This is a genomic window from Streptomyces sp. NPDC051180 (assembly GCF_040689545.1).
Lineage (GTDB): Bacteria > Actinomycetota > Actinomycetes > Streptomycetales > Streptomycetaceae > Streptomyces.
This window is the reverse complement of sequence record NZ_JBFBBC010000010.1, coordinates 122,532-137,829: the sequence shown is the minus strand read 5'-3', so window position 1 is coordinate 137,829 and position 15,298 is coordinate 122,532. Positions and strand designations below refer to the sequence as shown.

Genomic DNA, 15,298 nt, shown 5'->3' with positions numbered 1-15,298 from the left:
GCGGCTCAGAAGCCGGTGACCGGGTAGTGGTCGCTGAGGTTGGTGTAGGTGTAGCTCGTGCCCCAGCTGGAGACCGTCCACGGGGCGCTCTGCTCCAGGACCACGTGGTTGGTCCAGCCGGCGGGGCGGGCGTTGCCGGCGCGGTAGAGGACGTAGTCCAGGTCCTCGCGCGGGTCGTCCGGGTAGCGCTCGGAGGCGATCGAGTTCAGGTCCGTGTCGAAGGAGTACGGGTGGCCGGTGCGGGCGTCGGCGCCCGCCAGGCCCGCGTCGGCGAGCATCGTGCCGTACTCGGGGGTGTGGGAGTCGACGTTCATGTCGCCGGCGACGACGACCTGCTCGTTCGCCGGGATGTTCTTCGCGTCGAGGAAGGCGTCGATCGCCTTGAACTGGCGGCTGCGCATCTGCGCCGCCTCGCCCGCCGAGCAGCCCGGGTCGGTGGACTGGGCGTGGGTGCCGACGACGTGGACCCGGCTGCCGTTCACGTCGAGCACGGTGTACGCGAAGCCCTTGTTCGACCACCAGTCGGCGCCGCAGGCGTCCTTGTAGACGTACTGCTCCTTGCGGACGATCGGCCACTTGCTGAGGATCGTCACGCCGCCGTCCTCGGGAGTGGTCGCCGAGTAGGAGCCGCCGGTGGCGTCCCAGCCGCTCTTGCTGCGGCCGACGACGGGGGTCTGGTGGGGGTACCGGGCGGCGGCGTTCGCCTTGAGGGCGTCGGAGGCGGAGTTGTCGAAGGCTTCCTGGAGCACGACGACGTCCTGCCCCTGGAAGAAGGGGGCGGCGGGGATCGCCTTGGCCCGGTGGTCCTGCCCCCAGTTCGGGTAGAGCGTCTTGGAGAACAGGAACGTGTTGTACGTGAGGACCTTCAGCCGCGGTGCCTCGGCGGCGCCGGCCGCGGGGGACGCGGACGCGGCGGGGGCGGCGGCCGCCAGGGCGGCCGCGGCGAGCACGAGGGAAAGGGCGGCGCCGGGGGCGCGGCGGAACGCGGCGAGCGACACATGAACTCCCATGGAGAGGTGGGGGGTTGGACTGGCGCCGCACATACAATCAGCCGTGGTTACCTTCCGGTAGCCTTTGGGTGCCGGGAATCTTGCCGAGCAGGCACGATCACGCCAACTCTCGGTCCGGTGTCTGAATTGTCCTTATTTGAACCAGGTAGAATGCGCGCATGACCCTCGCGAACTCCACAGTCTTCAAGATGGACCTCGGTCCGCTCAACCCGGTCTGGGCCGAGCTCATCCTCGGCCTGGTGTTGTTCGGGATCACGTTCCTCATCATGGCGAAGGCCATCCTGCCCAAGATCAAGCGCACGCTCGACGAGCGTGAGGACGCCATCGACGGCGGCACCGACCGCGCCGACGACCTGCGCGCCGAGGCCGCGCGGATCCGCGCCCAGTACGAGGCGGAGCTCGCCGAGGCCCGCCACGAGGCCGCCCGCATCCGCTCCAAGGCCACCGAGGAGGGCTCGGCCGCCATCGCCGCCGCCCGCGCCGAGGGCAACGCCGAGCGCGACGCGATCGTCGCCGCCGGCGCCGAGAAGATCGCCACCGAGCGCGCCGCCGCCGAGCGCGAGCTCACCGCGGACGTCGACGCCTGGGCCCACTCCCTGGCCGCCCGCATCGTCGGCGAGCCGGTCGGCGCCGACCGCGGCTGACCCGCGACCGTCGCAGAGGGGCCGTCGCCCGGGTAATGAGCCCGGGAGGCGGCCCCTTCGCCGTGGGCGGCACCCGGCACGAGGGGGTGGCAGCCTGGAACAGTGGAGGAGAAGACCATGCCGCGTGGGACCAGCCCCGACCGGACCCCCGCCGACGACCCCGTCCCGCCGCCCGTCGGCGGCGTGCTGTGGACCGTCGCCGGTGACGTCCGGGCGCTCCTGATGCTGCCCGCCGCACTCACCCTGCAGGTCGCCCACCCCGCGATCGGCGCCGGCGTCGACGATCACTCCGTCTTCCGGACCGACCCCTGGGGCCGCGGCGAACGCTCCCTGCGCTCGCTCCAGCTGTGGATCTACGGCGGCGAGGAGGCCGCCCGCGAGGGCCGCCGGCTCCGCGAGCTGCACCGGACCATCCAGGGCACCGACGCCCACGGCCGCCGCTACCACGCCCTCACCCCGGCCTACTACTCCTGGGTCCACGCCACCGGCTTCCCGATCTACCGGCACGGGCTCCGCCTCCTCGTCCGCCCCCTCACCGAGGCGCAGGAGCGGCAGCTGTACGCCGAGTGGCTCCGGGTCGGCCGCGTCCTCGGCATCCACGACCGGGACATGCCGCAGACCGTCGAGGAGTTCTGGCCGTACTACCGGAAGGTCCTCGCCGACGAGATCGAGGCCACCGCCGTCGTCCGGGAGCTCCTCGACACCGACCTGCCGCTGCCCGCCCCGGACCGGGGCCCGCTGCCCGTGCGGCTCGCGCTCCGGCTCCTCTGGCCCGTGCTGCGCCGCCCCTTCCTGCGGCTGCGGGCCTTCCTGACCGTCGGCATGATGCCGCCGGACGCCCGGGAGGCCATCGGCCTGGAGTGGACCGACGCGCAGGAACGCTCCCTGCGGCGCTTCGCCCGGGTCGTCCGGGCCGTGGTCCCCGTCCTGCCCGAGCGGCTCCGCTATCTGCCGATGGCCCGGAAGGCCCGCGAGGCCGCCCGCCGCGCCGGGCGCTGACGGGCGGCCCGCTCACGGCCCCGCTCAGCGGCCGCCGTGCTCGTGGATCGTGTTCGTCGCCGCGATCTTCTTCCACGACTTCGGCTGGACGGGCTTCCCGGCCCGGGTGGCCTTCCCGACGCGTGCGGCCGTGCCCGGCGCCGCGGCGGCGGAGGGTGCGGCGGCGCCCGCCGCGGACGCCGCCGGCGCGGCCGGCTTCACCGGCTGGTAGAGCCAGGTGTCGAAGAGGCCGGCCAGCGGCTTGCCGGAGACCCGCTCCGCGTACTTCACGAAGTCGGCCACCCGCGCGTTGCCGTAGGCGAACTCCTGGGGCCAGCCCTTCAGGATCGCGAAGAAGTCCTCGTCGCCGACCTCGTCGCGCAGCGCCTGGAGGGCGAGCGCGCCCCGGTCGTAGACGGCACCGTGGAACTGGTTCTCCGCGCCCGGGTCACCCGGCTTGACCGTCCAGAACGGGTCCCCGGCCGGCCGGGAGGCGTACACGTAGTCCGCCAGCTCCCGCGCCGTGCCCTCGCCCTCCTTCTCCGACCAGAGCCACTGGCTGTAGCGGGCGAAACCCTCGTTGATCCAGATGTCCTTCCAGTCGCGGACGGAGACGCTGTCCCCGTACCACTGGTGCGCCAGCTCGTGGACGACCACCGACACGTTCGAGCCGCCCGCGAACTGCCGGGGGCTGTAGAACGGCCGGGTCTGCGTCTCCAGCGCGAAGCCGCTGGTCACGTTCGGCACGTAGCCGCCGAGGGAGTTGAAGGGGTACGGGCCGAAGACCGACTCCAGCCACTCGGCGACCTCGGTGGTGCGCTCGACCGAGGCGCGCGCCGCACCCGCGTTGGCGCCGAGGTCCTTGCTGTAGGCGTTGAGGACCGGCAGCCCGTTCGCCGTCCGGTCGGTCGTGATGTCGAAGCGGCCGACGGCCAGCGTGGCCAGATACGTCGCCTGCGGCTTGTCGGACCGCCAGTTGTAGCGGGTCCGGCCCAGCCGCGAGGACTGCGACTGCAGGACGCCGTTGCTGATGGCCTGGTGGCCGTCCGGCACCGAGACGGAGACGTCGAAGGTCGCCTTGTCCAGGGGATGGTCGTTGGACGGGAACCACCACGCGGCCGAGTCCGGCTCCTGCGCGGCGACACCGCCGTCCGGGGTGCGGGCCCAGGCCGACCAGCCGTCGACCGTGAACGCGGAGGGCTTGCCGGCGTAGCGGACGACCACCGTGACCGGTGTGTTCCGCGGCAGCGGGGCGGCCGGCGTGACCTCCAGCTCGTGGTCGCCGGAAGCGGTGAACTGCGCGGTCCTGCCGTTGACCCGGACCTCGGACACCCTCAGGCCGAGGTCGAGGTTGAACCGGGACAGGTCCTGCCGGGTGGTGGCGAGGATCGTCGCCGTGCCCTCCAGCAGGTCCGTCGCGGGCTGGTACGTCAGGCGCAGGTCGTAGTGGGAGACGTCGTAGCCCCCGTTGCCGCTGGTGGGGTAGTAGGAGTCGCCGATGCCCGGGGCACCGGGGACGAAGTCGGCCGCCGATGCCGGGATCGCCAGCAGCAGGGAGGCCGCGAGGGCGCTCGGAACGATGATTCTGCGGTGCACGGGTGCTCCAAGTCGTAAGAAACGTACGACGCGTGGGTGGGCGCCGGTCCTTGTCCCCGACCCTAGGAAGGGTCCCCACGCACCGTCACGCTCCCGGGACCCCCCGTCACACGATCGCCATTCGGCCGACATGAACCCTCCGCCACCCGAATCCCGCTGGTTTCCCTCCGGCGCTCTTTTGCACGGGAGTTGACCGGGGTACGTTCCGGCCCATGCCGATGCGAAAGCGGAGAACCCGCGGAGCCCGACGGTCGTACGGACCCCTCGTGGCCGCGGCCACGGCCGCCCTGTTCGCGACCCTGGTCACCCCGGCCGGCGCGCGGCCGGCCGCCGTCGCCCCGACGGCGCAGCCCGGACCGGCCGTGCCGGACGCGGGCCGCGAGTCCCGCCCCCTCTACTCCTACGCCGACGCGGTCCGCGAGTCCGTCTGGGTCGACACCGGACTCGACGGGGACGGGGACGGCCGCCCCGACCGGGTCGCCGTCGACATCGTCCGCCCCCGTGAGGCCGCCGCGACCGGCCGCAGGGTCCCGGTCATCATGGACGCCAGTCCGTACTACGCCTGCTGCGGACGCGGCAACGAGGGGCAGAAGAAGACGTACGACGCGGACGGCCGCCCCGTGCAGCTCCCGCTCTTCTACGACAACTTCTTCGTCCCGCGCGGCTACGCCTTCGCCGCCGTCGACCTCGCGGGCACCGGCCGCTCCGACGGCTGCGACGACGTCGGCGGCCGTTCCGACGTCCAGTCCGCCAAGGCCGTCGTCGACTGGCTCAACGGCCGCGCCCGCGGCTACACGACCCGCACCGGCACGACCCCCGCCCGCGCCGCCGGCTGGAGCACCGGCGACGTCGGCATGATCGGCAAGAGCTGGGACGGCACCATCGCCAACGGCGTCGCCGCCACGGGGGTGGAAGGGCTCAGGACGATCGTGCCGATCGGCGCGATCTCCTCCTGGTACGACTACTTCCACTCCCAGGGCGCCCCGCTCTACTACGCCAGCCCGAGCTGGCTCTCCGAATACGTCAACAGCCCCGAGGCGATGGCCCGTTGCGGCGCCGTCCAGGACCGGATCACCGCCGGCACCCCCTACAGCGGCGACCGGACCCCGGCCTGGACCGAGCGCGACCACGTGAAGGACGCCGGCAAGGTCCGGGCGAGCGTCTTCGTCGTCCACGGGCAGCAGGACCTCAACGTCCGCGCCAACCAGTTCGGCCAGTGGTGGGACGCGCTCGGCGCGCACGGCGTCGAGCGGAAGATCTGGCTCTCGCAGACCGGCCACGTCGACCCGTTCGACTTCCGCCGTGCCGACTGGGTCCGCACCCTGCACCGCTGGTTCGACCACTACCTGCTCGGCTACGACAACGGCATCGACCGCGAACCGGTCGCCGACATCGAGCGCGCCCCGGACCGCTGGACCACCGACCGCCAGTGGCCGCCCCGGACGACGGCCGCCACCACCCTGCGGCCCGCGCCCGGCGCCGCCGCCGGTCCAGGGGTCCTCGGCCGCGCCCCCGCCGCCCCCGGATCCACCGCGACCCTCACCGACGACCCGGGCCTCGGCGAACTGGACTGGGCGGCCCGGATCGACGCCGCGACACCGGAGAAGGCCGGCTTCGTCACCCGACCGCTCGCCCGCGACCTGCGGATCTCCGGCTCCTCGACGGTGACGGTGACCGCCACCCCGACCACCGCCACCGCGCACCTCTCCGCCGTCCTCGTCGACCTCGGCCCCGACACGATCCGCGACTACGGGGCGACGGGCGAGGGCATCACCACCCTCGACACGCGCACCTGCTGGGGCGCGAGCACCCCCGGCGACAGCGCCTGCTTCAAGGAGACAGCGGCCCGCACCGCGGACGTCGGATTCACCGTCGTCAGCCGCGGCTGGGCCGACCTCGGCACCTGGGCCGACCCGGGCCGGGAACGCCCGCTGACCCCCGGCACGGCGTACACCCTCACCCTCCGCCTCGCCGCCGCCGACCACGTCGTCCCGGCCGGACACCGCCTCGCCCTGATCGTCGGCGGCACCGACAAGGACCTGCTCGACCCGCCGTCCACGACTCCCACCCTCACCCTGGACCTCGCCCGTACCTGGGCGCGGCTGCCGCTCGTCGGCGGCGCGGGCGCGTTCGCCCGGGCCACCTCGGGACCGGCCCCGGCCGTGGCGTCGCCGCCCGCGGCCGCACCCTCCCTGAGCGGCGCCGTCCCCCCGGCCGCCGTCGCCGGACCGCGGCTGCCCGGACCGGGGGCGGGCCGATGAGGCTCCGCGGCGGATACCGCAGTTCGCGGCGCGCCCTCGCCCTCGTGGCGGGGGCCGCCGCCCTCGGGCTGCCGCTCGTGACCGTGCCGGCCAAGGCGGCGGCCGGCGGGGCCCCCGCGGCGCCGCCGCGGACCGGGTTCGAGACCAGCCGGGGCGCCCGCTGGACGGGGGAGGCCGAGGAGCGGGACTTCCTCGCGGCCGTCGACCGGGCGAGCGACCGGGTCTCGCTGCGCGTCATCGGGACGACCGCGCAGGGCCGCCCCCTCCGCCTCGCCACCCTCGGCACCGCCCGCGGCGGCCCCACCGTGCTGCTCGTCTGCAGCCAGCACGGTGACGAACCCGCCGGCCGCGAGGCGTGTCTGAGCACCGTGCGCGACCTCGCGTTCGCCCGGGACGAGGAGACCCGTGACCTCCTGGCGCGTACGACCGTCCTCGTGGTCCCCACGGCCAACCCCGACGGCCGCGCGGCCGACACCCGGGGCAACGGCGACGGGGTCGACGTCAACCGGGACCACATCGCGCTGCGCACCGCCGAGGCGCGGGCCGTCGCCGCCGTCATCCGCGACCGGCGCCCCGAACTCGTCTACGACCTGCACGAGTACGGTGCCACCCCCCGCTACTACGACAAGGACCTGCTCGCCCTCTGGCCCCGCAGCCTCGACGTGTCCCCGCGGGTCCACGACGAGTCCCGGACGCTCTCGGAGTCGTACGTCCGGCCCACCGCGGGACTCGCCGGGTACAGCAGCGGCATCTACGGCATCTGGACCGACCCCGTCACCGGCGAGCCGGTCCGGCAGGTCGCGGGGGACGGCCAGGAGCGGATCCTGCGCAACACGGCCGGCATCAAGCACGCGGTCGGCCTGCTCGTCGAGACCCGGGTCGACGCCCTCGACGACGCCGAGCAGCAGGACTCGGCCCGTAACCACCGGCGGCGCGTCGCCACCCAGCACGCGGCCCTCAAGGGTGCCTTCGCCTACGTGAAGGAGCGGCGTGGCCCGCTCGCCGCGGCCACCTCCGTGGCCCGGCTCGCCGGCTACGCCGACCGGGGGCCCGTCTTCCTCGGCGGCGCCGACAACGACCCGCCCGAGCCCGCCGAGATCCTGGCCGACCCGCCGTGCGGCTACCGGCTGGACGCCGCCCAGTACGCCGAGGTCGGAGACGAGCTCGCGCTGCACGGAATCACCGTCCGACCGGACGGCACAGGGGTGTTCGTCCCGCTGAGGCAGTCCGGACGGGCCCTCGTCCCGCTCCTCCTCGACGGCCGTTCGACCTATCACCTCGTCAGTGGGAGTCCTGTGGAGAGGTGTTGACGATCAGGTGCCCACGGCGGGCGTGGCCCGATTCCGTCGTTTGCCGAGGTAAAGTTACCTGCTGGTACTGACCATGCCTCGAACGGGTGTCCCGCACCCCGGAGTTGGAGAACCACCATGCACCACATCAAGCCCGCCCGCCGTGCCCTGACGGCCCTGCTCGCCACGACGCTGCTCGCCGGGGGCGTGCTGCTCGGCCAGACCGTGACCGCCGGACCGGCGGCGGCCGGCACCATCACCTGCAACGTCTCCAAGCTGCGCGCCGACGCCCACAAGGAGCGCGCCCGCGCCGCCCAGCTCAAGCGCCTCGGTGCCGACGGCGAGGCCCGCAAGGCCCTCGCCAAGGCCGACGCCCTGGAGCGTCGCGCCCGCCAGTGCGCGGACGCCGACAACAACAGCAAGCCGCCGCTCTGGAAGTAGCCCGAGCCGCCCGCGCGTCGGTCGCCCGCAGCACGGGCGACCGCCGCGCGGTCACTCCGCCGGCGTTCCCCCGGCGACCAGCTCCGCCGCGCGCTCCGCGCACCCCCAGGCCACGGTCACCCCGGCGCCCCCGTGCCCGTAGTGGTGCACCAGCCGGCCGCCGCCCGGCAGCGGCACCGCCTCGATCCGCACCCCGCCCGCCCGCGCCGGCCGCAGCCCCACCCGGTGGCCGAGGACCCGCGCACCCGCGATCTCCGGCCTGACCCGCGCGCAGCGCGCCACGATCGCCGCCGCCGTCGCCGGATCGGGTGCGAGCCGCTCGTCGTCCTCCTCGGCCGTCCCGCCCAGGATCAGCCGCCCCGGCTGCGGGAAGAAGTAGGTCGTCTCGCTCGACCCGGCGTCGGCCGCCGTGAACCACTCCTCGACCCCCGGGTTCTCCACGAGCACCAACTGCCCCCGCACCGGCCGCAGCGCGGGATCCGGCACGAGCTCCCGCGCCGCGCCCCCGGTGCAGTCCACGACCACCCGGGCCGCCGCGGCCGCCTCCTCGAAACCGCTCACCGCCCGCCGCTCGAACACCCCGCCCGCGGCCTCGAACCGTCCCCGCAGCCACGCCAGATGGACCGGCATGTCGATCAGCGGAAGCCTCGCCGCCAGCCCCACGGCGTACGGCCCCGGCACCTCCTCCGGGGAGAGCTGCCGCAGGCCCGGCACCCGCCGCGCCCACGGGCCGAGGCCGCCCAGGGGCGTGTCCGCGTGGACACCCGGCACCAGCCGCACCCCCGTCCGCACCGGATCGGCCGCCAACTCCTCGTACACCCGCAGCGAGACGAGCGCCCAGTCGCCCGCATCGGCCGCCGGTTCCACGCGGTACGGCCACCACAGCGCGCCGGCCACGGCGGAGGTCGTCGCCGTGACGTCGTCGCGCGACCAGAGCCGTACCCGGAGCCCCCGCTCCGCCAGCGTCAGCGCCGTCGTCAGCCCGATGACCCCGCCGCCCACCACGATCACATCGCTCTCCATGGCCCGGACCGTACCGGGACCGGGACATTTCCGGGACGGCGCGGCCACGGATGACGGAAATACTCGGGACATGCCCGCCCCGCACTCCTCCCTCGACCTCGCCGGTTCCGTCCGTCCGGGCGCCGGCCCCGCCCCGCACCGCGACTTCCTCGTGGACGGCCGGGCGCTCCTCCACCGGCTCGACGAGGTCGACGGCGTCGACGCCGTCTCGCCGCTCGCGGCGGACCTCCCGCCGACCGTCCGGGCCCGGGACGTCCGCGGCCTCCTCGCGGCCGACGGGAGCCGCAGGGTGATCCACTCCTGCCCGGAGTGCGACGACCCCGGCTGCGGAGCCGTCACGGCCGTCGTCGAGAGGGCCGGTGAGGACGTCGTGTGGCGTGACCTCGCCTGGCAGACCGGACCCTCCGTGGACCCGGAGAGGGACGTCTACCCGGGCGTCGGCCCGTTCCGCTTCCGGGGCGCCGCCTACCGGGCGGTGCTCCACCGGATGCTCGGGGAGGCGGCCGAAGGGCCCGCGGACCTCCGCCCGGGCGGACCGGGCGGCCCGGGCCTCCCGGGCGGAGCCGCCGGGCCGGGCGAGGCCGGACGGGCGACGACCCCTCGGGCGGCGTGACCGCGCGGAGGGCCCCGTAGGATTCATCCCCTGATGACTGCAACCCTCGTCGCCAAGGACCTCGCCGCCGGCCACGGCGAACGCACCCTCTTCGCCGGGCTCGACCTGGTCGTCGCCCCCGGCGACGTCATCGGCCTCGTCGGCGTCAACGGCGCCGGCAAGTCGACGCTGCTGCGGCTGCTCGCCGGACTGGACACCCCGGAGGAGGGGGAGCTGCGGCTCTCCCCGCCCACCGCGGCCGTCGGCCACCTCCCGCAGGAGCCGGAGCGGCGCACCGGCGAGACCGTGCGCGAGTTCCTCGCCCGGCGCACCGGCGTCGCCGCCGCCCAGACCGCCATGGACGAGGCGACCCAGGGCCTCGTCGACGGCACCCCGGGCGCCGACGACGCGTACTCCGTCACCCTGGAGCGCTGGCTGAACCTCGGCGGCGCCGACCTCGACGAGCGTGCGGACGAGGTCGCTGACTCCCTCGGCCTCACCGTCGGCCTCGACCAGCCCATGACCTCCCTCTCCGGCGGTCAGGCGGCCCGCGCCGGCCTCGCCTCGCTCCTCCTCTCGCGCTACGACGTCTTCCTGCTCGACGAGCCCACCAACGACCTGGACCTCGACGGCCTGGAGCGGCTGGAGGCGTTCGTGAAGGGGCTGCGCGCCGGGACGGTCGTCATCAGCCACGACCGCGAGTTCCTCACCCGCACCGTCACCAAGGTCCTCGAACTCGACCTGGCCCAGCAGCAGATCACCCTCTACGGCGGCGGCTACGACGCCTACCTCGACGAGCGGGACACCGCCCGGCGCCACGCGCGCGAGGACTACGAGGAGTACGCGGGCAAGAAGGCCGCCCTGGAGGCGCGCGGCCACATGCAGCGCTCCTGGATGACGCAGGGCGTCAAGAACGCCCGCCGCAAGGCCACCGACGGCGACAAGCTCGGCCGGAACGCCCGCAGCGAGGCCAGCGAGAAGCAGGCCGCCAAGGCCCGCCAGACCCAGCGCATGATCGAGCGCCTCGACGTCGTCGACGAGCCCCGCAAGGAGTGGGAGCTGCGCATGGAGATCGCCCCGGCGCCGCGCTCCGGCTCCGTCGTGGCGACCCTCCGGGAGGCCGAGGTCCGCCGCGGCGACTTCTCCTTCGGGCCCGTCACCCTCCAGATCGACTGGGCCGACCGCGTCGCGGTCACGGGAGCCAACGGCGCCGGCAAGTCGACCCTGCTCGCCGCCCTGCTCGGCCGGCTCCCGCTGGACTCCGGCGACACCGTGCTCGGCTCGGGCGTCGTCGTCGGCGAGGTCGACCAGGCCCGCAGGCTCTTCCACGGCACGGAGACGCTCCTGGAGGCGTTCTGCGCGGCCGTGCCCGACACCGAGCCCGCCGAGGTCAGGACGCTGCTCGCCAAGTTCGGCCTCAAGGCGGAGCACGTGCTGCGCCCGGCGACCACGCTCTCCCCGGGCGAGCGCACCCGCGCGGCGCTCGCCCTCCTCCAGGGCCGGGGCGTCAACCTGCTCGTCCTCGACGAGCCGACCAACCACCTCGACCTGGCCGCCATCGAGCAGCTGGAGTCGGCCCTCGACTCCTACACCGGCACCCTGCTCCTCGTCACCCACGACCGGCGCATGCTCGACGCGGTCCGCACCACCCGCCGCATCGAGGTCGCCGGCGGCAAGGTCACCGAACTCTGATGACCGTCTCCTTCGGCTGGGGGCCCGTCGAGGCACGGGCCCTCGCCCCGGCGGCCGCCTGCGTGGTCGTCGTCGACGTGCTGTCGTTCACCACCGCGGTCGGCGTCGCCGTCGAGGCCGGCACGGCCGTCCACCCCTACCGGTGGCGCGACGCCACGGCCGCCGCCCACGCCGACCGCGTCGGGGCGACCCTCGCCGTCGGCCGCCGCGAGGCCACCCCCGAGCACCCCTGGTCGCTCTCCCCGGCCGCGCTGCGGGCCGCCCCGGCCCCCGCCCGACTGGTCCTGCCGTCCCCGAACGGCTCCACGATCGCGGCGGAGGCCGGCGGGGCGACCGTCGTCGCCGCCTCCCTGCGCAACCGCACCGCCGTCGCCCGCTGGCTCACCGACCGCGGGTACGGCACGGCCGAGCGCCCCCTGGCCGTCATCGCCTCCGGCGAGCGGTGGCCCGACGGCTCCCTGCGCCCGGCGCTGGAGGACCTGTTGGGCGCGGGAGCGGTACTCGCCGCCCTGGCGGGCAGGGGCACCCCGACCCCCGAGGCGACGGCCGCGGCCACGCTGTGGTCGGCGACCGAGGACCCGGTCGCCGCCTTGCACGGCTGCGACTCGGGCCGTGAACTGTACGCGTACGGCTATCCGCAGGACGTGGAGGTGGCCGCCGAGACCGACAGCTCGACGACCGTCCCGGTCCTCGTGGACGGCGCTTTCCAGGAGGCAGCAGCATGACCGACGCCCTTTCCCGACTGATCGGGATGCTCGACGATCTCGACGCGGACGTCGACGAGACCATCGACCTCGCCGACGAGGTCGCCGCCTCCGGCGACACCGCCCTGCTGCCCCGCCTCGGCGTGGAGCTGGACCGCGCCCTCGCGGAGCGCAACGGCTACGCCCGCGAGCTCCTCGGCGGCGTCGTCGCCGCCCTCGGCGGCACCGAGGCCCTGCCGACCCTGATCCGCGCGTCCGCCGTCGACCTCGGCGACGACCAGGACGGCCTGGCCGCCGAGATCGTCGAGCTCGTCCAGGCCGACCCGAAGGCCGCCCGCGGGTTCCTCCAGCCCCTGACCGACGACGACGACCTCTCCGTCGCCCACCGCGCCGACTGGGCCCTGCGCTTCCTCCCGTGACGGCGGGCGGCCCGTCCGGGCCGCCCCCGTCGGCGGGCCCGCGGCCCGCACGTCCCGGCCGGGCGTCCCCACGGACGCCCGGCCGGACGCGTTCCGCGCGGTGCCGGCACGGTGCCGCCCCACCCCGTGGGCGGGCGGCACCGCACGACACCCGTCAGCGGCGCTTGCCGCCGCCCTCGCCGAGCAGGCCCGCCTTGCGGAGGGCGTCCGCCATCGCGCTGTTGGCGGGGGCGGGGGCGGCGGACCGGTCACGGCCGCCGCCCCGCTCCGCGCGGTCGCCGCGGTCGCCGCGGTCACCCCGCTCGGCCCGGCGTCCGCCGCCGCCCTGGCGCTGCTGCGGAGGACGCCCGGAGCGGTCGCCGCGCTCGCCGCGCTCGCGCTTGGGCGCGCCGCCGGCCGCGTCCGCGCCGGGCTCGTCGTCGAGGCGCAGGGTCAGGGAGATCCGCTTGCGCGGGATGTCCACCTCCAGGACCTTCACCTTGACGACGTCGCCGGGCTTCACGACGTCGCGCGGGTCCTTGACGAACGTCTTCGACATGGCCGAGACGTGCACCAGACCGTCCTGGTGGACGCCGATGTCCACGAACGCGCCGAAGGCCGCCACGTTGGTGACGACGCCCTCCAGGACCATCCCGGAGGCGAGGTCCCCGATCTTCTCGACGCCGTCCTTGAAGGTGGCCGTCCGGAAGGCGGGCCGCGGGTCGCGTCCGGGCTTCTCCAGTTCGCGCAGGATGTCCGTGACCGTCGGCAGGCCGAAGGTGTCGTCGACGAAGTCGTCGGCCCGGAGCGAGCGCAGGGTGCCCGTGTCGCCGATGAGCGCGGCGACCTCGCCGCCGGTGGACTTCACCATGCGGCGGACCACGGGGTACGCCTCCGGGTGCACCGACGAGGCGTCGAGCGGGTCGTCGCCGTCACGGATGCGCAGGAAGCCCGCGCACTGCTCGTACGCCTTCGGGCCGAGCCGGGCGACGTCCTTCAGGGACCGGCGGGAGCGGAACGGGCCGTTGGCGTCCCGGTGCGTGACGATGTTCTCGGCGAGGCCGGCGCTGATGCCGGAGACGCGCGAGAGCAGCGGCGCGGAGGCGGTGTTGACGTCGACGCCGACGCCGTTCACACAGTCCTCGACCACGGCGTCGAGCGAGCGCGAGAGCTTCCCCTCGGCCAGGTCGTGCTGGTACTGGCCGACGCCGATGGACTTCGGGTCGATCTTCACCAGCTCGGCCAGCGGGTCCTGGAGCCGACGCGCGATGGAGACGGCGCCGCGCAACGACACGTCGAGCTCGGGGAGTTCCTGCGAGGCGAAGGCGGAGGCCGAGTAGACCGACGCGCCGGCCTCCGAGACCATCACCTTCGTCAGCTTCAACTCGGGGTGCTTGGCGAGGAGTTCACCGGCCAGCTTGTCGGTCTCGCGGGAGGCCGTGCCGTTGCCGATGGCGACCAGCTCGACCGCGTGCTCCTTCGCCAGCCGCGCGAGCCGGTCGAGCGCCTGGTCCCACCTGTTCGCGGGGACGTGGGGGTGGATCGTGTCGGTGGCGACGACCTTGCCGGTCGCGTCGACGACGGCGACCTTCACGCCCGTGCGGAAGCCGGGGTCGAGACCGAGCGTCGCCCGGGTGCCGGCCGGCGCGGCGAGCAGCAGGTCGCGCAGGTTCGCCGCGAAGACCCGGACCGCCTCGTCCTCGGCCGCGGTCCGCAGCCGCAGCCGCAGGTCGATGCCGAGGTGGACGAGGATGCGGGTGCGCCAGGACCAGCGGACGGTGTCCTGGAGCCACTTGTCGCCGGGGCGGCCCCGGTCGGCGACGCCGAAGCGCCCCGCGACGATCCCCTCGTACGAGGAGGGGCCCTCGGTGGGCTCCTCGGGCTCCAGGTCCAGGGCGAGGACGTCCTCCTTCTCGCCGCGCAGCATGGCGAGCACCCGGTGCGAGGGCAGCGCCGTGAAGGGCTCGGCGAAGTCGAAGTAGTCGGCGAACTTCGCCCCCGCCTCCTCCCGGCCGTCGCGGACCTTCGCGACCAGCCGCCCGCGGCCCCACATGCGCTCGCGCAGCTCGCCGATGAGGTCGGCGTCCTCGGAGAACGTCTCGGCGAGGATCGCCCGTGCGCCCTCCAGGGCCGCCGCGGCGTCCGCGACGCCCTTGTCGCCGTCCACGAAGGCCGCGGCGGCCGCCGTCGGCTCCACGGACGGGTCGGCGAGCAGGCCCTCGGCCAGCGGCGCCAGACCGGCCTCGCGGGCGATCTGGGCCTTCGTCCGCCGCTTCGGCTTGAAGGGCAGGTAGATGTCCTCCAGGCGCGCCTTGGTGTCCGCGGCCCGGATGCCGGCCTCGATCTCCGGCGTCAGCTTGCCCTGGTCGCGTACCGACTCGAGGATCGCCGACCGGCGGTCCTCCAGTTCGCGCAGATAGCGCAGCCGCTCCTCGAGGGTGCGCAGCTGCGCGTCGTCGAGCATCTCGGTCGCTTCCTTGCGGTAGCGCGCGATGAACGGCACGGTCGAACCGCCGTCGAGGAGCTCGACGGCTGCCTTCACCTGTCGCTCGCGTACGCCGAGCTCCTCGGCGATCCTTGCTTCGATGGACGTCGTCACGGTGTCCCGACTCGCCTTCTCGTGCCTCAAGCTTGCGAGTGCATTCTGCCGGGTCGGTCACCCGGACGCGG

The 15,298-nt window shown here is 74.7% G+C and carries 13 protein-coding genes; 9 read left to right on the top strand and 4 right to left on the bottom strand.

The features are described from left to right. Positions 1–5: 5 nt before the first annotated feature. Entirely contained in the window at positions 6–998 is a 993-nt protein-coding gene (sph, locus tag AB0424_RS19435) for a sphingomyelin phosphodiesterase (RefSeq protein ID WP_366306968.1), read from the bottom strand. Positions 999–1,168: 170 nt separating this feature from the next. Between sph and AB0424_RS19430 the strand changes: the two genes are divergently transcribed. Continuing rightward, complete coding sequence (locus AB0424_RS19430) at positions 1,169–1,654, top strand: hypothetical protein (protein ID WP_366306966.1); 486 nt, start codon at positions 1,169–1,171, stop codon at positions 1,652–1,654. Between the two features lie 117 nt (positions 1,655–1,771). Beyond that, positions 1,772–2,653, top strand: a complete 882-nt coding sequence (locus AB0424_RS19425; RefSeq protein WP_366306964.1) for an oxygenase MpaB family protein — start codon at positions 1,772–1,774, stop codon at positions 2,651–2,653. A 24-nt stretch (positions 2,654–2,677) separates the two neighbouring features. Here AB0424_RS19425 and AB0424_RS19420 read toward each other — a convergent pair whose 3' ends face one another. Continuing rightward, positions 2,678–4,228: a M1 family metallopeptidase gene (locus AB0424_RS19420; RefSeq protein ID WP_366306962.1), complete on the bottom strand. Its 1,551-nt coding sequence runs from the start codon at positions 4,226–4,228 to the stop codon at positions 2,678–2,680. A gap of 218 nt (positions 4,229–4,446) precedes the next feature. Between AB0424_RS19420 and AB0424_RS19415 the strand changes: the two genes are divergently transcribed. The 3 genes from AB0424_RS19415 (at position 4,447) to AB0424_RS19405 (ending at position 8,219) form a co-directional block, all read left to right on the top strand. Next, positions 4,447–6,489 (top strand): Xaa-Pro dipeptidyl-peptidase, encoded by a 2,043-nt coding sequence (locus tag AB0424_RS19415; RefSeq protein ID WP_366307276.1) that lies wholly within the window; start codon positions 4,447–4,449, stop codon positions 6,487–6,489. Continuing rightward, entirely contained in the window at positions 6,486–7,799 is a 1,314-nt protein-coding gene (locus AB0424_RS19410) for a M14 family metallocarboxypeptidase (RefSeq protein ID WP_366306960.1), read from the top strand. Before AB0424_RS19415 ends, AB0424_RS19410 begins: the two co-directional genes overlap by 4 nt. Positions 7,800–7,916: 117 nt before the next feature. Then, positions 7,917–8,219, top strand: coding sequence for a hypothetical protein (locus tag AB0424_RS19405; RefSeq protein ID WP_366306958.1), 303 nt, complete (start codon positions 7,917–7,919; stop codon positions 8,217–8,219). Between the two features lie 51 nt (positions 8,220–8,270). Here the strand turns inward: AB0424_RS19405 and AB0424_RS19400 are convergent, their stop codons facing one another. Then, positions 8,271–9,242, bottom strand: coding sequence for an FAD-dependent oxidoreductase (locus AB0424_RS19400; protein WP_366306957.1), 972 nt, complete (start codon positions 9,240–9,242; stop codon positions 8,271–8,273). Between the two features lie 70 nt (positions 9,243–9,312). On the opposite strand from AB0424_RS19400, the gene AB0424_RS19395 reads away from it, so the two are divergent. The 4 genes from AB0424_RS19395 to AB0424_RS19380 are packed head-to-tail and all read left to right on the top strand — an operon-like array spanning position 9,313 to position 12,649. After that, positions 9,313–9,855, top strand: coding sequence for a hypothetical protein (locus AB0424_RS19395; protein WP_366306955.1), 543 nt, complete (start codon positions 9,313–9,315; stop codon positions 9,853–9,855). Between the two features lie 33 nt (positions 9,856–9,888). Further along, on the top strand, positions 9,889–11,526 hold the full coding sequence (locus AB0424_RS19390) for an ABC-F family ATP-binding cassette domain-containing protein (RefSeq protein ID WP_366306953.1): 1,638 nt from the start codon (positions 9,889–9,891) through the stop codon (positions 11,524–11,526). After that, a complete protein-coding gene (locus AB0424_RS19385) occupies positions 11,526–12,251 on the top strand; it encodes a 2-phosphosulfolactate phosphatase (protein ID WP_366306951.1) in 726 nt (241 codons plus the stop codon). Before AB0424_RS19390 ends, AB0424_RS19385 begins: the two co-directional genes overlap by 1 nt. After that, positions 12,248–12,649, top strand: a complete 402-nt coding sequence (locus tag AB0424_RS19380) for a hypothetical protein (protein WP_366306949.1) — start codon at positions 12,248–12,250, stop codon at positions 12,647–12,649. The genes AB0424_RS19385 and AB0424_RS19380 overlap by 4 nt, the downstream gene beginning before the upstream one ends. A gap of 154 nt (positions 12,650–12,803) precedes the next feature. Here the strand turns inward: AB0424_RS19380 and AB0424_RS19375 are convergent, their stop codons facing one another. After that, the gene (locus tag AB0424_RS19375) at positions 12,804–15,227 is read right to left on the bottom strand and encodes a Tex family protein (RefSeq protein ID WP_366306947.1); all 2,424 of its coding nucleotides are present in this window, start codon (positions 15,225–15,227) and stop codon (positions 12,804–12,806) included. Positions 15,228–15,298: the final 71 nt, after the last annotated feature.

Excerpts from the sequence above, each read along its gene's own strand:
- AB0424_RS19430 (WP_366306966.1), top strand. The coding sequence starts at position 1,169 with ATGACCCTCGCGAACTCCACAGTCTTCAAGATGGACCTCGGTCCGCTC.
- AB0424_RS19425 (WP_366306964.1), top strand. The coding sequence starts at position 1,772 with ATGCCGCGTGGGACCAGCCCCGACCGGACCCCCGCCGACGACCCCGTC.
- AB0424_RS19415 (WP_366307276.1), top strand. The coding sequence starts at position 4,447 with ATGCGAAAGCGGAGAACCCGCGGAGCCCGACGGTCGTACGGACCCCTC.
- AB0424_RS19410 (WP_366306960.1), top strand. The coding sequence starts at position 6,486 with ATGAGGCTCCGCGGCGGATACCGCAGTTCGCGGCGCGCCCTCGCCCTC.
- AB0424_RS19405 (WP_366306958.1), top strand. The coding sequence starts at position 7,917 with ATGCACCACATCAAGCCCGCCCGCCGTGCCCTGACGGCCCTGCTCGCC.
- AB0424_RS19400 (WP_366306957.1), bottom strand. The coding sequence starts at position 9,242 with ATGGAGAGCGATGTGATCGTGGTGGGCGGCGGGGTCATCGGGCTGACG.
- AB0424_RS19395 (WP_366306955.1), top strand. The coding sequence starts at position 9,313 with ATGCCCGCCCCGCACTCCTCCCTCGACCTCGCCGGTTCCGTCCGTCCG.
- AB0424_RS19390 (WP_366306953.1), top strand. The coding sequence starts at position 9,889 with ATGACTGCAACCCTCGTCGCCAAGGACCTCGCCGCCGGCCACGGCGAA.
- AB0424_RS19385 (WP_366306951.1), top strand. The coding sequence starts at position 11,526 with ATGACCGTCTCCTTCGGCTGGGGGCCCGTCGAGGCACGGGCCCTCGCC.
- AB0424_RS19380 (WP_366306949.1), top strand. The coding sequence starts at position 12,248 with ATGACCGACGCCCTTTCCCGACTGATCGGGATGCTCGACGATCTCGAC.